Here is a 22843-nt window from a genome sequence, read left to right on the forward strand (position 1 = left end):
CGACCATCGGCGCGGGTCAGGCGCAGCGCAAATCAGGCCGTCGCGGACCCGGCCTCACCAGCGCGGGATCGACGGCGTCCGCCAGCCGGGCTCGGCCTTGCGCATCGCGGCGGCGTCGTCGCGCTCGCGCATCGTGCCGTCGTCGTCGAGCCAGCGGCGGTGCAGTGCGGCCAGCCGCTCCCGGTCCAGCTCCACGCCGAGACCGGGGGCGTCGGAGACGGTGAGCCGGCCGTCCCTGAAGACATGGCGGGCGGTGATGACGTCCTCGGTCTGCCAGGGGTAGTGGCTGTCGCAGGCGTAGTCGAGGTTGGGCACGGTGGCCGCGACGTGCGTCATGGCGGCGAGGCTGATCCCCAGGTGGGTGTTGGAGTGCATGGAGAGGCCGACGCCGAAGGTGCGGCAGATCCCGGCCAGTTCACGGGTGCGGTGCAGTCCGCCCCAGTAGTGGTGGTCGGAGAGGATGACCTGCACGGCGTCCCGGGCGAAGGCCTCGGGGACCTCCGCGAGGGTGGTGACGCACATGTTGGTGGCCAGCGGTACGTCGGTGCCGGCCGCGACGGCGGCCATCGGCGCGGTGCCGGCCGCCGGGTCCTCCAGGTATTCGAGTACGCCCTTGAGCTGCTCGGCGACGTACAGCGAGGTCTCGACGGACCAGGCGCCGTTGGGGTCCAGGCGCAGCGGCCGGCCGGGGAACGCCTCGGCCAGCGCGCGGACCGCGGCGATCTCCTGCTCGGGCGGGAAGACGCCGCCCTTCAGCTTGAACGAGGAGAAGCCGTAGTCGCGGGCGAAGCGTCGCGCCTGGGCGACGACTCCGGCCGGGTCGACGGCCGCCCCCCAGTCGTCCGGCTCGCCGCCCCCGGGGTGCCCGGCCCAGCGGTAGAAGAGGTACGCGCTGTACTCGACGGTGTCGCGGACCTTGCCGCCGAGCAGCGCGTGCACCGGCAGGCCGAGGGACTTGCCCAGCGCGTCCAGGCAGGCCACCTCGAAACCGGACACCACCGAGAGCCGGAGCTTGTCCGCGGTCTGCACGCCGCGCAGCCCGCCCGCGTCGACCCGCTCGTCGGCGGCGCGTGAATCCGCGCACACCTCGTCGGCGAGGGCGAAGAGCCCGTTCACATCGCTGACCGGGCGGCCCGGCAGGGCGGCGGCGAGCGGCTCGGCCAGTTCGAGGTACTTGCCGTCGCCGTACGTCTCCCCGATGCCGGTCACTCCGCCGCGGGTGACGACCTCCACGACGAGGCGCGGGGTGTAGGGCTGATGGACGCCCTGGGTGTTGAGGAGCGGTGGGTCGGCAATGAGGATCGGGGTCAGCCGGACTTCTTCGATCAACAACGCTGTATCCATACGTGAACTCTATTCAGAGATGAGACTGAATACCAGGGGCTGAGCAGCTGATCGCACCGGAGCGCCCGCATCCGGTTCCGGAAGTTCACTGGACGACATACCGACTGGTCGGCATGATGAACACCGACCGTCCATCCATCCCGGAGGTGCGCACGATGAGCCCAGTCCACCCGCCAGGCCTCGACCTCGACCGGTTGCGCGGCCATCTCGACCGCGAACGGCCGGGCCTGGTGAACGGACCGCTGGACGCCCGGCTCATCGAGGGCGGCCGTTCGAACCTGACCTACGCCGTCACGGACACGGACGGCACCGGCCGCTGGGTCGTCCGGCGCCCGCCGCTGGGCCACGTGCTGGCCACCGCGCACGACATGAAGCGCGAGCACCGGGTGATCAGCGCACTGCACCCGACGGCCGTCCCGGTCCCCGAACCGGTCCTGCTCTGCGAGGACGACTCCGTCATCGGCTCGCCGTTCTACGTCATGGAGTACGTCGAGGGCACCCCGTACCGCACCGCGGAGCAGCTCGCCCCGCTCGGTGCGGAGCGCACCCGGGCAGCCGTGCTCGGACTGGTCGACACCCTGGTCGAACTGCACGCCGTGGACCCGCGGGCGGTCGGGCTCGGTGACTTCGGGCGCCCCGAGGGCTTCCTCGACCGGCAGCTGCGCCGCTGGGGCAAACAGCTGGACGCCTCCCGCAACCGCGAACTGGCGGGCATCGACGAGCTGCACGCGGCCCTCGGCCGCACGCTGCCGTCCTCCCCCGCACCGACGGTGGTGCACGGCGACTACCGTCTGGACAACGTCCTGATCGGCTCCGACGACCGGATCAAGGCCGTGCTCGACTGGGAGATGTCCACCCTCGGCGACCCGCTCACCGACCTCGGTCTGCTGGTCATGTACAGCTCCGACCTCGGACTGCCCGAGTCACCGGTCTCCACCACCAGCGGCGCGGCCGGCCACCCCTCCCCCGCCGAACTGATCGAGCGCTACGCCGCCCGCTCCGGCCGGGACACCTCCGCCATCTCCTGGTACACGGCGTTCGCCTGGTTCAAGCTCGCCGTGATCCTGGAGGGCATCCACTACCGCTACACGCGGGGCCAGACCGTCGGCGGCGGCTTCGACCGCATCGGCGACCTCGTCCCCGTCTTCATCGCGCACGGCCTCACCACCCTCCAGGAAGGCTGATCAACCCCATGGACTTCGCATTCGACGCCCGTACCGAGGAGCTGCGCGGCAAGCTGCTCACCTTCATGGACGAGCACGTCCACCCGGCGGAGCGGACCGCGGAGGAGCAGCGCGAGCGGCTCGCGTCGCCGTGGGACACCCCGCAGGTCGTCGAGGACCTCAAGGCAGAGGCGCGCCGGCAGGGGCTGTGGAACCTCTTCCTGCCGGACGCGGAGTACGGCGCCGGGCTGACCAACCTCCAGTACGCCCCGCTGGCCGAGATCCTCGGCCGCTCCCCGCAGTTGGCGCCGACCGCGCTGAACTGCGCGGCTCCGGACACCGGGAACATGGAGGTGCTCGCGCAGTTCGGCACCGACGCGCAGAGGAAGCAGTGGCTGGAGCCGCTGCTGGCGGGTGAGATCCGGTCCGCGTTCGCGATGACGGAGCCGGAGGTGGCGTCGTCGGACGCGACCAACATCGAGACCCGGATCACCCGTGACGGCGAGGACTACGTCATCAACGGGCGCAAGTGGTACATCTCCGGGGCGATGAACCCGGACTGCGCGATCTTCATCGTGATGGGCAAGACCGACCCGGACGGCGACGACATCCGCCGCCAGCAGTCGCAGATCCTCGTCCCGCGCGACACCCCGGGGCTGACGGTGAAGCGCGCCATGAAGGTATACGGCTACGAGGACCACTACCACGGCGGGCACGCGGAGGTGCTCTTCGACGACGTGCGGGTGCCCGCGACGAACCTGGTGGGCGAGGAGGGCGGCGGTTTCGCCATCGCCCAGGCACGGCTGGGACCGGGCCGGATCCACCACTGCATGCGGCTGATCGGCATGGCGGAGCGCGCCATCGAGCTGATGTGCCGGCGCGCGGTGGCCCGCACCGCCTTCGGCAAGCCGCTCGCCCAGCAGGGCGTGGTGCAGAACTGGATCGCGGACGCCCGGGTCCAGGTGGAGCAGCTGCGGCTGCTGGTGCTGAAGACGGCCTGGCTGATGGACACGGTGGGCAACCGGGGCGCGCACACCGAGATCCAGTCGATCAAGATCGCCACCCCGCGTGCGGTGGTCGCCATCCTCGACCAGGCGGTCCAGCTGCACGGCGCGGGCGGGGTCAGCCAGGACTTCCCGCTGGCCGAGCTGTGGGCGGCGGCGCGGACGCTGCGGCTGGCGGACGGCCCGGACGAGGTGCACCAGCGGTCGCTGGCCCGCCGGGAGATCAAGAAGTACCTGTAGCCGGAGAGCGGTGACGGGGCCGGACGGCGTCAGCGCTCGGCGGCCCCGATCCGGTCCAGCAGGTCCGTGTACCGGGAGCGCCGGTCGGGCCGGGCGCGGGCGGCGGCGTGGCGGAGTGCCGGTACCGCTGCCCCGCCCAGCCCGGCCAGCGCCTCGGCCGCCGCCTCGCGCACGGTCGCGTGCGGGTGCCCGAGCAGTCCGGTGACCGCGGGGAACGCCGGCTCCCAGCCCGCCCGGCAGAGCGTACGTAGCGCCATGCGCACCACGTCCGGCCGGGGATCGTCCAGCAACAGCCCGGTGTGGCGCAGGTACTCCGTCCGGTCGAGCATCGCGCGCGCGGTGCGGTGGGCCCGCAGCCGGACCCGGGGCCTGGGGTGCGTCAGCAGCTCACCGAGCAGGTCGACCAGGCGCGGGTCCCGGTCAGGGCCGGGGCCGGTGTGCGCCTCGGCCAGCTCGGTGAGCGCCCGGCAGACCTGCTCGGGGGCGCCGGTCGCGGCCAGGTCCATCAGTTCACCCCGGCTCGGGCGTCGCCGCGTCGCGGCGGGCGGGGCCGCGTCCCGGTCGCGGAGTGCGGCCAGGGCCGCCGCGTCCCGCCGTCCGGCGTCCGGTCCCCGCAACGGCCCGTCCACCAGGACGATCCGGTCCGCGAGTCCGTCACGCCCTTCGGTACGCAACCGGTGGCGGACCCGGGTGAGCGCCGGGGTGCGCAGCAGCGGGCGGCCGGTGAGCAGGTCCAGGAATCCCCAGGCCCCGGCGTCGAGCCGGTCGCCCAGCGCTTCGGCCAGCGCGTCGGCGGGATGGGCACGCAACGCATCGGTGACGGCCCCGGCCGAGGCGGGCGGCGTGTGCTCCCACCACTCCAGCAGCAGCGGGACGAGCCGTTGCCGCTCCTGCGGATCGAGACCGGCTGCTGCTTCCGCCACCCGGTCGCGCAGGATCTCGTCGCCCCGGAGTTCGCTCTCACCGACGGCGCCGAGCGTGCCGCCGACGCCGGCTGCGGCGGTCCGGTCGATCCGGCCGGTCAGGTACGCGCGCAGCACCGCCAGCCGGGCCTCCGGCTCCGGCCACCGCGCCAGCTCCCGGGCAGCGGTCTGCCGGCGCGCCGCCTCCGCCGAGCCGAGCATGGCGGACAGCCGCTCCCGCAGGGCGGCGGAGCGCGGCTGGTCCAGGTCGTCGGCGCGGACCCGGCGCGGGGCCGGCTCCGGCGTGCGGGCGGTCTCCGCGAGGGTCCAGGGCGGCGCGTCCAGGGGCTGGAGCCGGGTCATCCAGTCGACGAGGGCGGAGCGGACCCCGGGGGCGGCCCCGTGGTGCTCCTCGATCAGGGCGGCCAGCCGGGTCCGGGAGGGGACGGTGCCGTCGTCCGTGCGGCGGAACTCCGCCAGCGCGCCCGGCTCCCGGACCGCGTCGGCCAGCCCGGACCGCCAGGCCTGTGCCGCGTCCGAGCCGGGTGCGGCGGCGGGCCCGGACTCCGGTACCGCGAAGGCCTCCCGGAGCACGTCGGTCGCGGCCCGCGCGGGCTCCGCGCAGAGCCGGGCCCCCGCGAGGGCGCGGTCGAGGTCGGCGGGGACGAGTATCGCGCCGAGGCGGCGCAGCAGGGTCAGCGTGGAGCGGCCCGGCACCGCCGGTGCGGGGGCCAGGGCGCGTACCTCGGTGACGGCGGCCGCTCTGCCGGTGGCGGTCACCAGCGGTGCCGCCGCTTCGAGGACGCCAATCAACGCGTGCCGGTCCGCGTCGCGGGCGTCGGCCAGCGCCTCCAGCAGGAGCGGGAACGACCGGGCGAGCGCGGCGAGTTCCGGGCGGCTCAGGGGCCTGGAACAGAGCGTCAGCGCGAACCGCAGCACCGTGGCCCCGCTCCCCGGACGGGAGCCCGCCAGCGCGAGCCAGTCGGCCAGCATCGGGCGCAGCCGCTGTGCGCGCAGGGAACCCAGCGGCTCGTCCCGTGCCACGAGGCGCAGTGCGGTCTCCGGGTCCCAGCCCCCGGTCACCAGGGTCTCGATGTCGCGGTCCGCATCGCCGGAGACGGCGAAGGGGCCGGCCGAGGCCGAGACGGTGATCCCGTGCGCGGTCATGGCCGGCGCCAGATCCGTCAGGGAGCCTTCGGCCAGGGCGACCGCGCGGGCGGCCACCAGGGTGAGCAGCGGGTAGGCCACCGGGGAGCGCTGCTCGTCCAGTGCGCGCACCGAGCGAGCGGTGAGCACGCCGTGCAGGCCCGTCAGCAGCCGCCGCCGGGTGTCGTCCTGGCTGTGCTCCGCGGCGGCGACCAGGGTGGCCGGGTAGGCGTCGCCGAGGACGGCGCGCAGGGCCGCGACGACGGACTCGCGCAGGCCGGGGTTGCCGTCCTGCCCGAGCAGGGACAGCAGCTTCGGCACTGCCTCCGGTGCGCCCGCCCTGCCGAGCGCAGCGGCCGCCGTCTTCCTGATGTTCATGTTCGGGTGGTCGAGGCAGGCGGAGATCGCGCCGCTCGCCCAGTGGGCCCGGACCTGGCCCAGGGCGAGCAGGGCCTGCCGGACGGTCTGGATGTCCTGGGCCCTGGTCAGGGCGATCAGTGAAGCCGAGAGTGCCTGGGCGTCCTCGCCGGTGGCGTCGCGTGCGAGCAGGGCGATGACGTGCTTGCGCACGTGCCGGTCGCGGGAGCGCAGGAGTCGGTGCACCCGTGCGCGGGTGCCCGTCCAGTCCGCCCTGAGCAGCAGTTCGAGCAGGACCACCCACTCGTCGTCGGAGAGTCCGGGGCGGTCCAGGAGGTCCAGTGCCGTGCCGGCGACCAGCGCGTGTCCGGCCTGCCGGGCATCCGTGGCGTCGAGCAGGCAGACGGGCCGGATCGCGCCCCGCTCGTGGAGCCGGCGGCCGAGGGCGCTGATGGCGTCCAGGACCTCCTGCGGCACCGCGGGCTCACCGGCCGGCTGCCCGTGCTCCCCGGTCCGGGGCGCCGCGTCCGGGGTCCTCGAAGCGGCCAGGTCCGCCACGACGCGCGACAGCAGGTCCGCGATGACCGGGAGGGTCGTGGCGTCTCCGTTCGCCGCGAGCCGGCACAGCGCCTCCACCGGCGCGTCCGGGTCCAGGTGGGAGCTCAGCAGCGCCAGTTCGGCCGCGTCCGGTGCGCCGAGGCCGGCCGCGACGCGCGGCGGCAGGCCGACGGGGTCGAGCCGGGCGAGCAGGGCGCGGCGCAGGGCCGGATCCCGGTTGAGCCGCCAGAGCAGTTCGAGGGCCCGGTGGCGTACGGGGCGCAGGTGGGGCGCCGTCCCGCCGGTGCCGAGGCCCAGCCCTTCGCGCAGGGCTCGTACGGTCGGTTCGCCGCCGATCGCCTCCAGGGTGTCCAGGGCGGCGGCCGGAGCCGAGGGAAGCTGGGCGATCACGGCTGCTTCCGCGTCCGTGTGGCGCAGGGCGCGGATCGCGTCGAGGAAGGGCACGGGTGAGGGCGCCGAGGGCAGGAGCCGGGTGACGGCGTCCCCGGCCGGGAGGTCGCCCGCGCCCTGTCCGGCCAGCGCGACGAGCAGGGCGAGCCGTCGCGGCCAGCCCGGGTCCGCGGCCGGGGCGTCCGTCAGCACCTTGAGGGCCTCGGTCCGGGAGGTGTAGAGGACGGTCGCCACGTCGCGGGCCGGGATCGAGTGGTCGCACAGGGCGAGGCCGATGAGTGTGCGGACCTGGTCGTCGTCCGGGAAGTGCCCGCGGCGGTGGAGCCCGCGCAGGCAGGCCACGGCCGGGCCGCCGAGCAGCAGCGGATCGCTGGCGGCGGCGGCCGTCAGGGCGCCGATGTCGTCGCGGTCGGCCAGTTCACCGAGCAGTTCCATCCCGCTCCGGCGCAGGCCGGGCGTCAGCCGGGGGTCCTCGACGACATCGCGCAGCAGTTCGCGGTGGCCGTGGCGGGCGGCGGCCGCGAGGGCGGCTTCGGCCACGGCGGGGCGTTCCCGTACCGGCTCCGGACCCAGGAACGGGGTGAGGAGGCCGGGCGGCAGCGGGGCGGTCGCCGCCCACGGTTCGGCGAGTGCGCCCAGCGCGCCCGCGACCACCGGGGCGCTGTCCGCCGCCAGCAGCGCGATCAGCTTCTCCCGGACCGCCGCCGGGGCCAGCAGTCCGGTGTGCAGTGCCTCGCGGGCCAGCCGCAGCGCCTCGGTCCGGAGCACCGGATCGCCGCTGTCCGCCAGTTCGTCCACCAGCGGGCCCGGCCGGTGCGTGCCGCTGATGTCCAGCTCGCGCACGGCCTGGTACAGGAGCTCGCCCGGGGTCTCCTCGCGGAGGACGGCCGGGTCGTGGAGCACATCGGCGCGCAGCCAGGCGGTGCGTACGGTCGCCGGGAGGTGGCCGGCCGTGCGCCACCGGGGCCGGGGCCGGTCCGTCAGCCGGTGGCCGAGCCGCTCGTAGAGCCGGGCCAGCAGGAGATCGGCCTCCGGCGGTCCGGTGAGGGACTGGGGCAGCAGTCCGGCGAGTGTGTCCATCTCCGCGTCGGACGGGGGGCGCGTGGCGACGAGTTCGGCCAGCCGGACCAGTGCCGTGTGACGCTGCCCCGGGGTCCCCCGCCCGATCTCCCGTCCCAGGGTGTGCAGCTCTTCTCCGGCCGGCGTCCGCATCGTCGGATGCTAGCCGGACGCTCCCGGGCTCCACCAACGCGTTTCGGCCCGCGCCCTGCGGCTCAGTAGCCGCCGTACGGTACGTGGTCGGCCAGTGCCAGGTCACGGGCGAAGGCCCGCGCTCTCAGCAGGCACCGTGCGAGGACCCGGACGATGCGCGGCCGTTGCGGTCCGTAAGCGGCGGTCCACAGGGCGGGGACCCGCGTCGTTGTCTGCATGTGCGCCATGCGTCCAGCGTGACCCCGTCCGCGGGTTCGGTCCAACAGATGGATTCGCTGGCTGTGATCGCTACCGTAGATGGATGGAGATTCGCCAGCTCCGCCACTTCATGGCGGTCATCACGCACGGCAGCTTCACCGCCGCCGCCCGTGCCGAACTGATCGTGCAGTCCGCGCTGAGCACGTCCGTCCGCAATCTCGAACGGGAGCTGGGCGCCGACCTGTTCGACCGCACCGGCCGCCGGGTGGTGCTGACCGAGGCGGGCCGGGCGCTGCTGCCGTCGGCGCGGACGGTGCTCGCGGGGACGGACGCGGCGCGCGACGCGGTGGCCGCCGTCTCCGAGCTGGCCGCCGGCCGGGTGCGGATCGGCACGATCCAGACGCTGACCTGTGTGGATCTGGCCGCCGAACTCGCCGCCTTCCACCGGCTGTGGCCCGGGGTGCAGATCTCCCTGCGCGAGGCGACGACCCCGGAGCTGCTGGCGGGGCTGCTCGCCGGTGAGCTGGACCTCGGCTTTCTGGCCCCGGACGCCGCCGGACTCCCGGACGGCCTCGTGGCGTTCGCCTGCTGGCAGGAGGACCTGGTGCTGATCACCGCCCCCGGTCACCGGCTGGCGACGGCCGGGCGCACCCTGATCAAGGACCTCGCCGGGGAGCCGTTCGTGGACTTCCGGGCCGGTACCGGTCTGGAGACGGCGGTGCGGCGGCTGGCCGCGCACTGCGGTCTGGAGCGCCGGATCACCTGCGATGTCACCCAGATCCGGCTGCTGGTGGACCTCGTGAGGGCCGGCATCGGGGTGGCGATCGTGCCGCGCCGGATCGGTGAGGACGCCGGGCTGCCGTGTGTGGGCATCCGGCAGCCGGAGCCGGGCCGGACGGTGGTGCTGGCGGGCCGGACGCCCCGGCCGCGCAACCCGGCGGCGGTGGCGCTGCTGGACCGGCTGGCCGGTGACGGTGGTCCGGACCCGCGGATCAGGGCCGCAGCGCGCGCAGCAGCAGATCCGCCAGGTGGTCGGCGACCTCCTGCTGGGTGAGCGGACCGTCGGGGCGGTACCAGGTGGACAGGTGGTGGACCGAGCCGAAGTGGTAGTCGACGATCAGGTCCGCCGGGGTGGCGGTGGAGAACACCCCGCTGCGCTGCCCCTCTTCCACCAGGGCCCGGAATCGCTCGTGGTAGCGGCGCCGCTCCAGCCGTACCTGCTTGTTCTTCTCGGGGCTCAGGTGGTGCATCGAGCGGAAGAAGATCGAGGCGTCGTCGAGGTTCTCGATGGTGGTGACGACCACGTCGGCCGCCGCGTCGCGCAGCCGCCGCGCCACGGGGGCGTCGGCGTCCGCGAAGGCGTCGAGGCGCTCCTGCTGGAGCCGCAGCACCCGGGCGTAGACCTCCTGGAGGAGGTCCTCCTTGGAGCCGAAGTAGTGGTAGAGCGCGCCCTTGGTGACGCCGGCCGCCTCGACGATCTCCTGGACCGAGGTGCGGTCGTACCCCTGTTCCGCGAAGAGCCGGGTGGCGGCGGCGAGCAGCCGCTGGGGAACGGGGGTGCCGCTCCCGTCCGTCGCCTTGGCCATAGCCGCCGCCTTCCTTCCGTGCGTATGTGCGTGGTGCGTACTACCGGGGTGAACGCAGTTCCCGCCTGAGGATCTTCCCACTCGCCGTCTTGGGGAGTTCGGCCAGGACCTCGACTTCGCGCGGGTACTTGTACGCGGCGAGCCGCTCCTTGCAGTACGCGCCCAGTTCGCCCGGTTCCACCGAGGAGCCGGGCCGCAGGCTGACGTAGGCCCGGACCGTTTCGCCCCGGTAGGCGTCCGGGACGCCCACGACGGCCGCCTCGCGGACGGCCGGATGGGTGTACAGGACGTCCTCCACCTCGCGCGGCCAGACCTTGAAGCCGGAGGCGTTGATCATGTCCTTCTTGCGGTCGACGACGTAGAGCCAGCCCTCGCGGTCCATGAACCCGATGTCGCCGGTGCGCAGCTCGCCGTCGGGGAAGGCGGCGGCGGTGGCCTCGGGCAGCCGCCAGTAGCCGGAGACGACCTGCGGTCCGCGCACCGCGATCTCGCCCTGCTCGCCGAAGGGTACGTCCGCGCCGTTCTCGTCGATGATCCGCACCACCGTGTCCGGGCCGGGCACGCCGACCGAGAGGGTGCCGGAGACCGGGTCCACGGGGGCCTCCCGCTCGGGCGGCACGGAGGCGCAGGGCGCGGTGCACTCGGTGAGGCCGTAGCCGTTGCGGATGTACGGGCCGAAGCCCGCCCGGAACTTCTCCACCAGCGCGGGCGGCAGCGGTGCGCCGCCGGAGGAGATCACCCGGAACGAGGAGAAGTGCTCGGGCGTGACGCCGGGGGTCGCGGCGAGCGCCATGAAGGCGGTCGAGGGGCCGACGGTGTAGGCGGGGCGGTGCTCGGCGAAGGCATCGAGGACGACGCCGGGGTGGAAGCGGTAGGCGAGGACGAGGGTGCCCGCGTGGGCGAGGCAGACGGCCAGCTGGCACACCATGCCGGTGATGTGGAAGAGCGGGGCGAGCGCGAAGTAGGCGGAACCCTCGGCGATGGGGTGGCCGGTGCGCTGGCGCTCGACGTTGACCATGATGTTGCCGTGCGCGTTCATGGCGCCCTTGGGGGTGCCGCTGGTCCCGGAGGTGTAGCTGATCAGCGCCACGTCGGTGGCGGTCAGCTCCCGGCCGGCGGGGGCCGCGAGCCCCTGCCGCGCGACGGCGGCCAGATCGTCGGCGTCCTCGGCGGCGGGCAGCCTCTCGAAGTCCAGCACCCGGTCGTCGCCCGTGGTCTGGAAGTCCAGCTCGCAGGCCGTGAGCGCGATCCGGACGGCCGGGGCGGCGGCCGCCGTGTCCCGCAGGTACGACTCCCAGGCCCGGTCGGAGCAGATCAGCGCGGAGACCTCGGCGTCCTTCAGCACATGACCGACCTCGCCGGACTTGTACATCGGGTTGAGCGGGACGACGGTCGCCCCGGCCTTCCAGACGCCGAGCAGGGCGAGGACGAAGTGCGGCGAGTTCTGCAGCATGATCGCGACCCGGTCGCCGCGCTCCAGCCCCCGGGCGGCGAGGTGGCCGGCCACGGAGTCGGAGAGCTCGTCGGTCTCGCGATAGCTGAGGCGCCCGTCGAAGTAGGCGAGCGCCGGGTGGTCCGGGGCGCGGGCCACCGAGTCCCGGAAGGCGTGCACCAGGGTGGCCGCCGGGTGGACGGGGGCCCGCTGGGCCTCGCTGAGCAGCGGCAGCCAGGGCTTCGCCGCGTAGATCGACTCGGTCATGCGCCGGTCGCCTCCCACTTCCGCTGGAGATGGTTCATGCTGCCGAGCCACTGGTCGGTGTCCTCGGCCCTGGCCCGGTAGTACGTGGCGACCTCGGGGTGCGGCAGGACGAGGAAGCGGTCCTCGGCCATCGCCGCGAAGAGCGCGTCCGCGACGGCCTCGGGCTCGATGGCGCTGGGGGCGAGCACCAGCTCCCCCGCCGATCCGGCGGCGGTCAGCATGTCGGTACGCACGCCCTGCGGGCAGATCGCGTGGACCTTGAGGCCCCGGTGGCCGTAGGTGAGGGCGAGCCACTCCGCGAAGGCGACCACCCCGTGCTTGGTGACGCTGTACGGCGCCGCGCCGATCATCGTGAGCAGTCCGGCGGCCGAGGCGGTGGAGACGAACCTGCCGCTGCCGCGCTCCAGCCAGTCCGGGAGCAGCGCCCTGGCCGCGCGGACGTGGGCCATCACGTTGACGTCCCAGGCGTCGGCCCAGACCTCCTCGGCCGCGAAGACGTCACCCGGCGAGGCGAGTCCCGCGTTGGCGCAGTAGATGTCCACCGTGCCGTCCAGGGCGTCCCGGGCGGCGTCGACGATCCGGGAGGCGTCCCCGGCGACGGCGGTACCGCCGATCTCCTCGGCCAGCGCCTCGATCCGGTCCGCGTCGAGGTCGTTGACCACGACCCGTGCGCCCTCGGCCGCGAATCTGCGGGCCAGCGCGGCTCCGATGCCGCCTCCGGCCCCGGTGACCACTACGCCCGCGCCCTGCACCGTACTCATCGGTCCTGCCTCTCTCTGCGGCTGCACCGGCAGACTAACCAGTCGGTATGTCGCCGGGGAAGAGGGTGGCGCCCCTCATACGTCACGCCTGCCACATCGGTCACGTCCGGCTCGTTCCCTGCGGCCCGGGTGCGCGCTAGCGTGCGTGACCATGACAGACATCGCGATCTTGGAGGTAGCGGAATGAGCCTGACCAGGCGTGGTTTGCTGGCCGCGGGCGGTGCCGTGGGGGCCCTCGCGGCGACGGCCGCTCCCGCGGCCGCCGGTACGTCGCACGGCGAGGGGCACGGGAACGGACACGGAGGCGGGCGCGGCGGTCTGCGTACCGGCTTCGACCGGCTCTCGGCGGACGGCTACGCACTGCTGAAGGGGCAGCGGGTCGGCATCGTCACCAACCCGACCGGGGTCACCTCCGACGTACGCCACATCGTCGATGTGATGCACGCGGACGGGCGGGTCGGTCTGACGGCCGTCTTCGGCCCGGAGCACGGCTTCCGCGGCACCGCGCAGGCGGGCGGCAGCGAGGGCCGGTACGACGACCCCGCGACCGGGCTCCCGGTCTACGACACGTACCTCAAGAGCGGGCAGCCGCTGGCCGACGTGTTCACGGAGTCCGGCGTCGACACGATCGTCTTCGACATCCAGGACGCGGGCGCCCGCTTCTACACGTACATCTGGACGCTGTACGACTGCATGGAGGCGGCGGCCCTGGCGGGCAAGAGGTTCGTCGTCCTGGACCGGCCGAACCCGGTGTCCGGGCGGGCCGCCCTCGGGCCGGTCCTCGACCCGGCCTTCGGCACCTTCGTGGGCCGCCGGGAGATCGCCCAGGCGCACGGCATGACGGTCACCGAACTCGCCCTGCTGTTCAACGGGGAGTTCCTCGCGGACCGCCCGGCCGAGCTGGAGATTGTGAAGATGTCGGGGTGGTCGCGCTCGGACTTCTTCGACGCGAGCGGTCTGCCGTGGGTGCCGCCGAGCCCCAACATGCCGACTCCGGACACGGCGCTCGTCTACTCGGGCACCTGCCTGTTCGAGGGCACGAACCTCTCCGAGGGGCGCGGCACCACGCGTCCGTTCGAACTGCTGGGCGCGGAGGGGATCGACCACACCTGGGCGGCCGCCGCCAACGCCCTCGACCTGCCCGGAGTGGCCTTCCGCGAGGCGTACTTCGCGCCGACGTTCTCCAAGTTCGAGGGCAGGACGGTGGGCGGGGTACAGGTCCATGTGCGGGACCGGGAGGTCTTCGACCCGGTGCGCACCGGGATCGCGCTGCTGGTGACGGCGAAGCGGACGTGGAGCGGGTTCGCCTGGCGGCCGGACAACTGGATCGACAAGCTCACCGGCAACACCCGGGTCCGCACCATGATCGACGCGGGTGCGGACACGGATGAGGTCGTGGGTGCGTGGGCGAAGGATCTCGCCGCGTTCCGGGCCGTGCGGAAGCGGTACTTGCAGTACCGGTGAGGTGGTGCCGGGCAGGCCGTTGGACGCCTGCCTGCCCGGCGGACCGGCTCCGTCCGCAAACGCCGGACGGACTGGAGCGTGCCGGGCGGGCCCGCTGGATGCGGGCCCGCCCAGGCCGGTTCAGCGGTGTGCCGGGAACTCCACCACCTGCTGGTACGTCGGGCGGTTCTGCCAGTGGATCGCCTTCTGCGCGATGCCGCCGAGTGCCCGGTGGATGATCGAGTCGGTGCACCACTGCTCACCGGCCTTGCAGGTGGCGTCGGCCGGGTAGACCTCGGCCGCCGGCACCGCCGCCGCCTGCTTCAGCGAGGACAGCAGCGCCGCGCGGCAGGCGCTCAGATCGCCGTTGCCGCAGTAGGTCCTGGCCAGCGGGCCCTTGACCGGCTGCCCGAGCACCTGGCGCAGGTCCTTGTCGGCGAACCCCCACCAGCCGTACTGGAAGGCCGAACCGCTGTGCGCGCCGCTCGGTCCGTGGCTGGCGGCCGGGGACTCGTCGGTGGCGAGGTTGGCGGTCAGCGCCCCGTACAGGTCGTCACCGAGCCCCGGCTTGAACTCCGCGTCGATCAGCTTCGGCCACCACGCGTCCATGATCCGTACCGCGTCGGCGTAGGTGTACGCGTGCGAACCGGGGCTGCTCTCCTTGCGCTGCGCGCCCGCCGCCCGCCAGGAATCCAGCTGCTGGACCACCGCGTTGAGGTCCGGGTCGGTGACCGGCTGGGAGCGGATCACCTTCAGCAGTTCGGGCAGCAGCTGCTCTCCGCGCAGATCGGTGAGCGCGGCGTCCGCCATCGCCCGGGTGAGGGAGGCGCGGGTCACGCCGCCCTCCTGCACCAGCTTCGACACCCGCTCGTCGAGCAGATCGGCCCGGTGCACCGCGCTGAGCCCGAAGCCCGCGGAGGCGTACCCCTCGGCCTGCTTGTTGTTCCAGGACACGTAGTAGTCCTGGCCGCTGGAGTGCGGGTGCTCGGCGAACGGGGTGTAGTCGGCGGTGTTGGCCGCCCGGTCGTACCCCTGCCACTCGTACGCCTTCTCGGCCTTGATCGGCAGGGCCGGGTCGACGCCGGGGGCGCGCACCGGGTTCATGCCGCTGTTGTAGAAGGCGGCGGTGCGTGAGTCGGCGTAGAACCAGTTGAAGGCGTAGTCGATGTTGCTCGCCGCCCGCTGGAAGGAGGCGGCGTCGGTGACGTAGGAGGGGTCGTTGAGCATCTGGAAGCCGATGATCGAGTCGGCCTCGTGCCGGTAGGTGGTGCGCAGCGAGGTGTACGCGACCGGCTTGCCGCCCACCGTGGCGCGGTGGGTGACCACTCCGTAGCCGGTGCGCCACACCTGCATCCGGTAGGAGCCCTTCGCGGTGGAGTCCGCGACGGTGGGGCTCCAGGAGTTGGTGCGCTCCAGCTTCTCCATGGCGGTGCAGTCGCCTCGGTAGAGGTAGTGCGTGGAGTTCTTGGTGGGCGCGGAGCCGTCGGGCTCGCACAGTTCGACGGTGTAGGTGTCGGTGATGTCCTGGCCCGCCGAGGTGGCGCTCCAGGCGTAGTCCTGGCCCCGGCCCATCTGGATGTACATGCCGACGCCGGCGAAGGAGACGCCGCGGGCGCTGATGCCGGGGCCCTGGAGCTCCTGGAGCATCATCAGCTGCGGGGCGAAGTAGCCGGTCTGCGGGCCGAACACGGCGATCGGGTTCCCGCTCGCGGTGCTCTTGCCGGAGACCAGCAGGGCGTTGGACATGCCGCGCTTCTGGGCGCCCGGGCCGGAGCCGGGGAGCGAGCCCTCCGGGATGACCCCGTCGTCGTAGATGCCCTGGGCCTTCTTGAGTTCGGCCGGCGCCTTGACCGGGGCCTTCGCGTTGGTGCCCGCGGAGCCGGTGCGGTCGTGGATCAGGGGTTCGGCGGTGACGGAGCCGGGGTCCGGGAGAGCTGTGCCGACGGCCTTGTCGGGCTTGTTCGCGTAGGGGAACGAGGTGCCGTCGTGGACGGTGAGCACCGTCTCGGGGTCGTTGCGCTGCCGGAACGACTCCCAGACCTTGGTGCCCTCGGCCACTCCGTACTTCTGCTGGGCGGAGAGCAGCGAGAGCGCCGCCTGGACCTCGCCGCCGCCACCGCCGCCGAACTGGCCGCCGACCACGGAGGCGATCGAGATCAGGTCGGTCAGCTCGAACGGCTGGATCTCACCGACGTTGGTGATGGCGTCGATCTTGCCGGTGAGGACGTACTCGCCGGGGAAGTAGCGGCCCTTCTTCGACTTCTCGCGGTAGGAGTTGATCCCGTCCACATAGGCCTGGGCATCGGCCATGGCCTGCTCGCCGCGGGGGCCCTCATGGGTCCGTATGTACTCGACCTGGGCCTTGAGATCGTCCTCCGTGTACGGGGCCTGCGGCCAGAACTGCTGCTCCAGGCCCTGGTTGGCCAGTGCGCCGCCGGCGAACGAGGTCAGCTGCCCGCGCCCGATGTGACGGAAGAGGTCCATCAGCCAGAGCCGGTCCTGCCCGGCCGCGAAGCCGGCGCCGAACTCGGTGCCGTAGCGGGTGGTGCCCTTGATGTGCGGGACGCCGGACACCTTGTCGCGGGTGATGGTGACGTCGCTGCGGGGCGAGGTGACGGATTCCACCTGGTCCTTCGGGACGCCGAAGGAGGCGTCGTTGAAGAAGTCGGTGAGTTTCTGGTCGGTCAGGCCGGTGTGCCCGGCCACCAGCCCGTTGTAGCGGTCGAGCTGGTCGTCGCTGTGCGCGGGATGGGTGCCGAACGCTTTGTTGCCCAGGATGTCGACGAGGGTGGCGTTGCCGTTCTCGCCGGGGGGCAGGATGTCGTCGCACTGTCCCTGGCAGTAGTCGGGTACGGGATCGGGCTCGGCGGCGCCCGCGTGGGGCGCGGTGGCCAGCAGAGAGGCACCGAGTGCGAGTACGGCCGCGATCGTGGCGGCCCGGAACTTGCCGGTGCGGGCGGTGGTGCCGGTGCGTGGGGGCATGCGTGCTCCTCGGAAAGGCCGATGTGCCGGACGTTACCGGCGGTATGACCCATCGGTAAGGTGAGCATCAGTCACCTTTTCCGAATCACCACATGCGGTCGCGTGACGACCGGTCATCTCAGTAGATGGACGACCGCACTCATGGATGGAGCCGATCCGGGCAGTCGTACGTCCATTGGGTTGACGCCGAATTTCGGGCGACGGAGTACGAACGACGGAGGTGGCGGCGCAATGGCCGGTTTCCGGAGCCTTGCGAGACAGGTCCGCGATCCGCGGAGCGATCTGGCACTGCGGCGGTACTCGCTGCGCAAGTGCCTGGAGCGCTTCGCCCCTTACGGACACCGGGCGACCTGGGATCATCTGTGTGCCCGGCACGGAATAGAGCCCGAGGACCGGGCCCCTGATCCGGCGCGGCTGACGCGCGCCCTGGAGGAGCTGGAGACGGCACGGGCGGTCTGGCTGCGCTACGAGGCGGGGTTCGCCGAGCGCCGCCGACGGGAGAAGCACGACGGACTGCGCCGGCCCGGCGCGTTCGACGACTGGCACCGGCGCACCTGGGGCGGGAACGGCGTCGCGCGGTGCGACGACCCGGCCGTCCACCCCGCGGCGCCGCTCGCGGAGGTACTGGCGCGGCTGATTTCCGCCCTGGAGGCGGAGCCGGGCAACGGCTGCCCGGTCTGCGCGCAGGGCCGGATCGCCTGGCGGCAGGACCTGGACAGCGAGCCGTGGTCCGGTCCGGTCTGCACCGGCTGCGGAATCGTGGTGCCGCAGCCCGTGCTCACCCGGGCGGCGCTGGCGAAGGCCCGGCGGACCCGGCTGTGCGGCCTGGCGTCGGCGGCCTGATGGCCTGAGGAACGGAGCGGCCCGCCCGGCGTCCGGGGGACGCGCGGCTGCCGGACGGGCACACACATACGTACGGCTGCCGGACGGGCGGACATGCGCGCACGGCCGCCGGATGAGCAACCCGCGCGCACGGCCGCCGGACGGGCGACACGCGCGGCTGCCGGACGAGCACAACCCGCCCGGCCAGGCGCCTCAGCTCTCTTCCCCTGCGCACTTCGCGGGCTTGCACGGCATCAGGCGCGAACCGCTCATCCGTTCACCGAAGATGTCGTCCGGGTTGGAGAGCACGCAGTTCTCCAGCGACAGGCAGCCGCAGCCGATGCAGTCGGTCAGGTGGTCGCGCAGCCGCGCCAGCTGCACGATCCGCTCGTCCAGCTCGGAGCGCCACGCCTCGGAGAGCCGCGCCCAGTCGTCTCGGTTCGGGGTGCGCTCCTCCGGGAGTTCGGCCAGCGCGTCCCGGATGGTGGCGAGCGGGATGCCGACCCTTTGCGCCGCGCGGACGAAGGCGACCCGGCGCAGCGCGTCCCGGTCGTAGCGGCGCTGGTTCCCGCTGGTGCGGCGGCTGCTGATCAGGCCCTTGGCCTCGTAGAAGTGCAGGGCCGACACGGCGGCGCCACTGCGCGCGGAGAGCTGGCCGACCGTGAGTTCATGGAGTGTCTGTGGGATCTGGGGCACCCCTCGAACCCTACGTGGCCTCGCCCCGGCCGGTCCGTCGTTGACAGGAACGCACCCGCGAACCATGCTGAGCAAGCGCTTAGACAGGCGCGCGTACGGATGGCCGAGAGCGGGAAGGCAGGGCCAGGGACATGGCAGAGCCGAGGATCTTCACGTCCGCGCAGGAGCTGCGCGACGGGGTGGGCGAGCAGCTGGGGCACAGCGACTGGCTGGAGGTCGACCAGCGGCGGATCGATCTCTTCGCGGACGCCACCGGCGACCACCAGTGGATCCACGTGGACCCGGAGCGGGCGAAGGCCGGACCGTTCGGCACGACGATCGCGCACGGCTACCTCACACTCTCACTGCTGCCCGCCCTCGTGCCGCAGGTTATGCGGGTCGAGGGCATGAAGATGGGCATCAACTACGGGACCAACAAGGTCCGTTTCCCCTCGACGGTGCCCGTGGGATCGCGGCTGCGGGCGACGGCCGTCCTGAAGAGCGTCGAGGAGGCGGGCGGCGGCGTGCAGGTCACCGCGGTCGTCACGGTGGAGCGCGAGGGCGGCGACAAGCCGGCCTGCGTGGCCGAGTCGGTGTCGCGGTACTACTTCTGAGCTCCGCCCGGAGGCCGCCGCGGCCGCGTCACCGTCCGGCAGCGACCATGCGCAGCACGAGGCCGGCGTACAGGTCACCGACCTCTTCCGGCGTCCGGCTGCCCTGGGCGTTGAACCACCGCGCCACGTCGATGCAGAGCGAGAGCACGGCGAGCGTGGTGCCCGGCACGTCGGGGACGTCGAACTCCCCCGCCGCCACGCCCTCCCCGATGATCCGGCGCACCACCGCGTCGCTCCGGCGGCGCAGCTCGACGATCTCGGTGCGGTGCTCCGCGGCGAGGGCGTCGAGCTCGTACTGCACGACGCGTGCGGTGGTGTGCCGCTCGGCGTGCCACTGGACGAAGGAGCGGACCGCGGCGGCCAGCCGCTCGGCGGCCGTACCCCCGCCGTCGGCCGCCGCCTCCAGGACGGCCAGGGCGCGGTCGTGGCCGATCCTGCTGATCCGGTGGAGCAGCTCTTCCTTCGTCTTGTAGTGGATGTAGAGCGCGGCGGGGCTCATTCCGGCGCGGCCCGCGATGTCCCGGGTGGTGGTCGCGTGGTATCCGCGCTCGGCGAAGGCGTCCACGGCGGCGACGAGAAGCCGCCTGGCAGCCTCGGGCGTCACTTCGGCCCACGGCGCGCTCTCGCCGTCGGTCTCCTCCGCCGTGCTCATCGTCAGGCCCCTCTCGGTCAGCAGGACGAACACCATACCCCGATCCTGAGCAAGCGCTTAGGACCTCTCGCCGGATGAGATCGTCAGAGCTTCTGGAAGGGGTCGTGCTCGGCCAGGATCTTCTCCAGCCTGGCCTGGTCGACCCGGCTGACCAGCTGGCCCGCCTCCTGCCGGTCCCTGATGACCTTGGCGAGGGTGAAGCAGGACGTGACCAGGTACAGGACGCCGATGGCGAGGAACCCGCGCACCCAGGCGTCCGCGTCGAGGAAGTAGATACCGAGAGCCACCGCGCCCATCGCCACCCCGAAGGACGCGACGGCCTGACCGTAGAAGGCGGCGGTGCTCTGCTGCTTGACCGATGTCGTCTCACTCATGCCGCCCAGCATCCCGGCGGCATGACGTACACCACATCCGTCCGGGTACTCAGTCCGGTACTCAGACGCCCGTTCGAGCAGTGCGGCGCCGGCCCGCCTCAGAACGCGGAGACCCCCGTCAGCGCCCGGCCGATGATCAGCTTCTGGATCTGGCTGGTGCCCTCGTAGAGCGTCATCACCCGGGCGTCGCGCAGCAGTTTGCCGACCGGGTACTCATCGATGTAGCCGTAGCCGCCGAACACCTGGAGGGCGTTGCCGGCGGCGCGGACGGCGGCCTCCGAGGCGAAGAGCTTGGCCTTGGACGCGGCGGTGGCGAACTCCTCGCCCCGGTCGATCAGATCGGCCACCCGCCAGGTGAGCAGGCGGGCGGCGTCGACGTCCACGGCGATATCACTGATGAGCTCCTGGACGAGCTGGTAGCCCGCGATGGCCTTGCCGAACTGCTCGCGTTCACCGGCGTACCCGACGGCCGCGTCCAGGGCGGCCCGCGCGATGCCGACGCAGCCGGCCGCCACCGACATCCGCCCCTTGGCCAGGGCGGACATGGCGATCGAGAAGCCTTTGCCCTCGGGGCCCAGGAGCGTGGCGGCGGGGACCCGGACGTCCTCCAGCACCACCTCCGCGGTCGCCTGGCCGCGCAGTCCGAGCTTGCCGTGGATGGTGCGGCGGGTGAGGCCGGGGGTGTCGGCGGGGACCAGGAAGGCGGATATGCCCTTGTGGCCGGGGGTGTCGTTGGTGCGGGCGAAGAGCAGCACCACATCGGCCCAGGTGCCGTTGGTGATGAACATCTTGGTGCCGTTGATGACGTAGTCACCGCCGTCCCGCACGGCCCTGGTCGTCAGGTTTCCGGCGTCCGAGCCGGTGCCCGGCTCCGTGAGGCCGAAGCAGCCCACCGCGTCGCCCGAGGTCAGCCCCGGCAGCCACTGCCGCTTCTGCTCCTCGTCGCCCCAGGCGGCGATGGTCTTCGCGACCAGCCCGAGGGAGACGGAGACGATGCCGCGGACCGAGGAGTCGCCGCGGCCGAGCTCCTCGGTCACCAGGCAGTACGCGAGATGGTCGCCGCCCGAGCCGCCGTACTCCTCGGGGACGGTCAGGCCGAGGAAGCCGAGGGAGCCCAGCTTCTTCACGATCGACTTGTCGACGTTCTCGGCACGGTCCCACTCGGCGGCGTACGGCGCGACGTCACGGGCGACGAAGTCCTCCGCGAGCCGCCGGACGGCTTCCTGCTCCTCACTGAGCTCCAGGTTCACCGATCGGCCCTCCCACTTAATTAGCACTGCTAGTTTTAGATGCGCAGGGCCTACTATGTGCCGCATGGCCCGCCCGCGCAAGCCCCTCCTCAGCAGAGACCGCATCGTCGCGACGGCGGGTGCCCTGGTGGACGCCGAGGGGCTCGACGCCGTCTCGACCCGCCGGCTGGCGGCCGAGCTCGGAGTCAGCGGCCCGTCGCTCTACAACCACTTCCGCAACAAGGACGAGATCCTGGACGCGGTCGCCGACGCCGTCTCCGCGCAGGTCGATCTGTCGATGTTCGACGAGTCCGACCATCGTGACTGGCGGGCCGCCCTGCACGACTGGGCGGTCTCCTATCGCGCGGCGCTCACCGAGCACCCGCACATCGTCCCGGTGCTGGCCCAGGGTCCCGGCCGCCGCCCGGCCGGACTGCGGGTGGCCGACGCGGTGTTCGGCGCCATGGTCCGCGCGGGCTGGCCGCCCGCCCAGGCCACGTACATCGGCGCGCTGATGCGCTACTTCATCACCGGTTCCGCGCTCGGCTCCTTCGCCCGGGGCTTCGTGGACGACGAGACCGCGTACGACCCCGCCGACTACCCCCACCTCGGCCAGGCCCACCTGCTGGCCGAGCGCCGCCAGCAGGTCGACGAGGGGGCCTTCGAGACCGGGCTGCGCGCGCTGATCGACGGACTCGCCCTGCAGTACGCGCCGCCCACGGCCGCCGGGACCGTTCGGCCGGTGCCGAAGCGTTCCTGAAGCATCCTGGAACACATGGCCTACCCCGACCCCGCCGCGCCCCGGCTCGCCGCCCTCCTCGCGGACGAGACCCGCGCCGTCTTCTGCCTGGCCCTGCTCGACGGCCGGGCCTGGACCGCGGGCGAGCTGGCCCGGCACGCCTCGGTGGCCCCGTCGACCGCCAGCGAGCACCTGGGCAAGCTCGTCGCGGGCGGGCTGCTGGCCGAGGAGCGGCAGGGCCGGCACCGCTATCTGCGGCTCGCCGGGGAGCAGGTCGCGCACCTGGTCGAGGAGCTGGCGGGCCGGGAGGCCCCCGGCGCCGCCGCCCGGCCGCGCACCCTGGGGGCGTCGGGCGCCGACAGCGCGCTGGCCCGCGGCCGCACCTGCTACGACCACCTCGCGGGCCGCCTCGGACTGGCGGTCACCGATGCGATGACCGCACGCGGGCTGCTGCGGCAGGACACCGGCTTCGCGCTCACCGACGCCGGGCTGGACTGGTTCGGCGCGCTGGGCATCGGCCTGGAGACCCGGTCGCGGCGTCCGCTCGTACGCGGCTGCCTGGACTGGACCGAGCGCAGGCCGCATCTGGCGGGGGCCGCGGGCGCCGCCCTGTGCCGCCACGTGCTGGAGTCCGGCTGGTGCGTACGGATCGGGTCCGGGCGTGCGGTGCGGGCCACCCCGGACGGCGAACGGGCCCTGGCCGCGCGGCTGGGCATCGACCCGGCGACTATTCGGTAGGCACCGAAGAATCGC

The 22843-nt window shown here is 73.0% G+C and carries 19 protein-coding genes; 8 read left to right on the plus strand and 11 right to left on the minus strand.

Features of this window, described 5'->3' with window-relative positions:
• Window positions 1-54: 54 nt before the first annotated feature.
• Window positions 55-1344 carry a glucarate dehydratase family protein gene (locus ACIP89_RS31440; RefSeq protein ID WP_401930644.1) on the minus strand — a complete coding sequence of 430 codons (1290 nt, stop codon included), beginning with the start codon at window positions 1342-1344 and terminating at the stop codon, window positions 55-57.
• Window positions 1345-1499: 155 nt separating this feature from the next.
• Between ACIP89_RS31440 and ACIP89_RS31445 the strand changes: the two genes are divergently transcribed.
• Together ACIP89_RS31445 and ACIP89_RS31450 are read left to right on the plus strand one after the other, a co-directional pair.
• Window positions 1500-2528: a phosphotransferase family protein gene (locus ACIP89_RS31445; RefSeq protein WP_402117860.1), complete on the plus strand. Its 1029-nt coding sequence runs from the start codon at window positions 1500-1502 to the stop codon at window positions 2526-2528.
• A gap of 8 nt (window positions 2529-2536) precedes the next feature.
• Window positions 2537-3751 carry an acyl-CoA dehydrogenase family protein gene (locus tag ACIP89_RS31450; RefSeq protein ID WP_402117861.1) on the plus strand — a complete coding sequence of 405 codons (1215 nt, stop codon included), beginning with the start codon at window positions 2537-2539 and terminating at the stop codon, window positions 3749-3751.
• Window positions 3752-3780: 29 nt separating this feature from the next.
• On the opposite strand, the gene ACIP89_RS31455 is transcribed toward ACIP89_RS31450, so the two are convergent.
• Together ACIP89_RS31455 and ACIP89_RS31460 are read right to left on the minus strand one after the other, a co-directional pair.
• Complete coding sequence (locus ACIP89_RS31455) at window positions 3781-8316, minus strand: HEAT repeat domain-containing protein (RefSeq protein ID WP_402117862.1); 4536 nt, start codon at window positions 8314-8316, stop codon at window positions 3781-3783.
• 62 nt (window positions 8317-8378) lie between these two features.
• Window positions 8379-8543: a hypothetical protein gene (locus ACIP89_RS31460; protein WP_402117863.1), complete on the minus strand. Its 165-nt coding sequence runs from the start codon at window positions 8541-8543 to the stop codon at window positions 8379-8381.
• Between the two features lie 74 nt (window positions 8544-8617).
• Between ACIP89_RS31460 and ACIP89_RS31465 the strand changes: the two genes are divergently transcribed.
• Entirely contained in the window at window positions 8618-9568 is a 951-nt protein-coding gene (locus ACIP89_RS31465) for a LysR family transcriptional regulator (RefSeq protein ID WP_401931934.1), read from the plus strand.
• Here the strand turns inward: ACIP89_RS31465 and ACIP89_RS31470 are convergent.
• Genes ACIP89_RS31470 through ACIP89_RS31480 form a run of 3 tightly spaced genes read right to left on the minus strand, consistent with a single transcriptional unit; the run spans window position 9507 to window position 12560 of the window.
• Complete coding sequence (locus ACIP89_RS31470) at window positions 9507-10100, minus strand: TetR/AcrR family transcriptional regulator (protein WP_401930628.1); 594 nt, start codon at window positions 10098-10100, stop codon at window positions 9507-9509. The genes ACIP89_RS31465 and ACIP89_RS31470 overlap by 62 nt on opposite strands.
• A 40-nt stretch (window positions 10101-10140) precedes the next feature.
• Entirely contained in the window at window positions 10141-11799 is a 1659-nt protein-coding gene (locus tag ACIP89_RS31475; RefSeq protein ID WP_402117864.1) for a class I adenylate-forming enzyme family protein, read from the minus strand.
• A complete protein-coding gene (locus ACIP89_RS31480; RefSeq protein WP_402117866.1) occupies window positions 11796-12560 on the minus strand; it encodes an SDR family oxidoreductase in 765 nt (254 codons plus the stop codon). The genes ACIP89_RS31475 and ACIP89_RS31480 overlap by 4 nt, the downstream gene beginning before the upstream one ends.
• Window positions 12561-12743: 183 nt before the next feature.
• Here ACIP89_RS31480 and ACIP89_RS31485 point away from each other — a divergent pair, with 183 nt between their 5' ends.
• A complete protein-coding gene (locus ACIP89_RS31485; protein ID WP_402117867.1) occupies window positions 12744-14024 on the plus strand; it encodes an exo-beta-N-acetylmuramidase NamZ domain-containing protein in 1281 nt (426 codons plus the stop codon).
• 120 nt (window positions 14025-14144) lie between these two features.
• Here ACIP89_RS31485 and ACIP89_RS31490 read toward each other — a convergent pair whose 3' ends face one another.
• A complete protein-coding gene (locus ACIP89_RS31490; protein ID WP_401931921.1) occupies window positions 14145-16985 on the minus strand; it encodes a penicillin acylase family protein in 2841 nt (946 codons plus the stop codon).
• Window positions 16986-17216: 231 nt separating this feature from the next.
• On the opposite strand from ACIP89_RS31490, the gene ACIP89_RS31495 reads away from it, so the two are divergent.
• Window positions 17217-17828 carry a hypothetical protein gene (locus ACIP89_RS31495; protein WP_401930614.1) on the plus strand — a complete coding sequence of 204 codons (612 nt, stop codon included), beginning with the start codon at window positions 17217-17219 and terminating at the stop codon, window positions 17826-17828.
• Between the two features lie 192 nt (window positions 17829-18020).
• Here ACIP89_RS31495 and soxR read toward each other — a convergent pair whose 3' ends face one another.
• Window positions 18021-18503, minus strand: coding sequence for a redox-sensitive transcriptional activator SoxR (soxR, locus tag ACIP89_RS31500; RefSeq protein ID WP_401930611.1), 483 nt, complete (start codon window positions 18501-18503; stop codon window positions 18021-18023).
• 131 nt (window positions 18504-18634) lie between these two features.
• On the opposite strand from soxR, the gene ACIP89_RS31505 reads away from it, so the two are divergent.
• Window positions 18635-19096, plus strand: coding sequence for a MaoC family dehydratase (locus ACIP89_RS31505; RefSeq protein ID WP_401930608.1), 462 nt, complete (start codon window positions 18635-18637; stop codon window positions 19094-19096).
• A gap of 28 nt (window positions 19097-19124) precedes the next feature.
• On the opposite strand, the gene ACIP89_RS31510 is transcribed toward ACIP89_RS31505, so the two are convergent.
• The 3 genes from ACIP89_RS31510 to ACIP89_RS31520 form a co-directional block, all read right to left on the minus strand.
• Entirely contained in the window at window positions 19125-19748 is a 624-nt protein-coding gene (locus tag ACIP89_RS31510; protein WP_402117918.1) for a TetR/AcrR family transcriptional regulator, read from the minus strand.
• Between the two features lie 83 nt (window positions 19749-19831).
• The gene (locus ACIP89_RS31515) at window positions 19832-20122 is read right to left on the minus strand and encodes a YiaA/YiaB family inner membrane protein (protein ID WP_199884559.1); all 291 of its coding nucleotides are present in this window, start codon (window positions 20120-20122) and stop codon (window positions 19832-19834) included.
• A 98-nt stretch (window positions 20123-20220) separates the two neighbouring features.
• Window positions 20221-21372: an acyl-CoA dehydrogenase family protein gene (locus ACIP89_RS31520; RefSeq protein ID WP_401930602.1), complete on the minus strand. Its 1152-nt coding sequence runs from the start codon at window positions 21370-21372 to the stop codon at window positions 20221-20223.
• 64 nt (window positions 21373-21436) lie between these two features.
• Between ACIP89_RS31520 and ACIP89_RS31525 the strand changes: the two genes are divergently transcribed.
• Together ACIP89_RS31525 and ACIP89_RS31530 are read left to right on the plus strand one after the other, a co-directional pair.
• A complete protein-coding gene (locus tag ACIP89_RS31525; RefSeq protein ID WP_401930599.1) occupies window positions 21437-22111 on the plus strand; it encodes a TetR/AcrR family transcriptional regulator in 675 nt (224 codons plus the stop codon).
• Window positions 22112-22126: 15 nt separating this feature from the next.
• Window positions 22127-22828: an ArsR/SmtB family transcription factor gene (locus ACIP89_RS31530; protein WP_401931917.1), complete on the plus strand. Its 702-nt coding sequence runs from the start codon at window positions 22127-22129 to the stop codon at window positions 22826-22828.
• Window positions 22829-22843 lie beyond the last annotated feature (15 nt).

Origin of the sequence: Streptomyces sp. NPDC088730, from assembly GCF_044751215.1 — a bacterium.
In the GTDB taxonomy this organism is placed as follows: domain Bacteria; phylum Actinomycetota; class Actinomycetes; order Streptomycetales; family Streptomycetaceae; genus Streptomyces.

Bases quoted from the DNA above. Each gene is read 5' to 3' on its own strand.
- ACIP89_RS31440 (WP_401930644.1), bottom strand. From the start codon at position 1,344: ATGGATACAGCGTTGTTGATCGAAGAAGTCCGGCTGACCCCGATCCTC.
- ACIP89_RS31445 (WP_402117860.1), top strand. From the start codon at position 1,500: ATGAGCCCAGTCCACCCGCCAGGCCTCGACCTCGACCGGTTGCGCGGC.
- ACIP89_RS31450 (WP_402117861.1), top strand. From the start codon at position 2,537: ATGGACTTCGCATTCGACGCCCGTACCGAGGAGCTGCGCGGCAAGCTG.
- ACIP89_RS31455 (WP_402117862.1), bottom strand. From the start codon at position 8,316: ATGCGGACGCCGGCCGGAGAAGAGCTGCACACCCTGGGACGGGAGATC.
- ACIP89_RS31460 (WP_402117863.1), bottom strand. From the start codon at position 8,543: ATGGCGCACATGCAGACAACGACGCGGGTCCCCGCCCTGTGGACCGCC.
- ACIP89_RS31465 (WP_401931934.1), top strand. From the start codon at position 8,618: ATGGAGATTCGCCAGCTCCGCCACTTCATGGCGGTCATCACGCACGGC.
- ACIP89_RS31470 (WP_401930628.1), bottom strand. From the start codon at position 10,100: ATGGCCAAGGCGACGGACGGGAGCGGCACCCCCGTTCCCCAGCGGCTG.
- ACIP89_RS31475 (WP_402117864.1), bottom strand. From the start codon at position 11,799: ATGACCGAGTCGATCTACGCGGCGAAGCCCTGGCTGCCGCTGCTCAGC.
- ACIP89_RS31480 (WP_402117866.1), bottom strand. From the start codon at position 12,560: ATGAGTACGGTGCAGGGCGCGGGCGTAGTGGTCACCGGGGCCGGAGGC.
- ACIP89_RS31485 (WP_402117867.1), top strand. From the start codon at position 12,744: ATGAGCCTGACCAGGCGTGGTTTGCTGGCCGCGGGCGGTGCCGTGGGG.
- ACIP89_RS31490 (WP_401931921.1), bottom strand. From the start codon at position 16,985: ATGCCCCCACGCACCGGCACCACCGCCCGCACCGGCAAGTTCCGGGCC.
- ACIP89_RS31495 (WP_401930614.1), top strand. From the start codon at position 17,217: ATGGCCGGTTTCCGGAGCCTTGCGAGACAGGTCCGCGATCCGCGGAGC.
- ACIP89_RS31505 (WP_401930608.1), top strand. From the start codon at position 18,635: ATGGCAGAGCCGAGGATCTTCACGTCCGCGCAGGAGCTGCGCGACGGG.
- ACIP89_RS31510 (WP_402117918.1), bottom strand. From the start codon at position 19,748: ATGAGCACGGCGGAGGAGACCGACGGCGAGAGCGCGCCGTGGGCCGAA.
- ACIP89_RS31515 (WP_199884559.1), bottom strand. From the start codon at position 20,122: ATGAGTGAGACGACATCGGTCAAGCAGCAGAGCACCGCCGCCTTCTAC.
- ACIP89_RS31525 (WP_401930599.1), top strand. From the start codon at position 21,437: ATGGCCCGCCCGCGCAAGCCCCTCCTCAGCAGAGACCGCATCGTCGCG.
- ACIP89_RS31530 (WP_401931917.1), top strand. From the start codon at position 22,127: ATGGCCTACCCCGACCCCGCCGCGCCCCGGCTCGCCGCCCTCCTCGCG.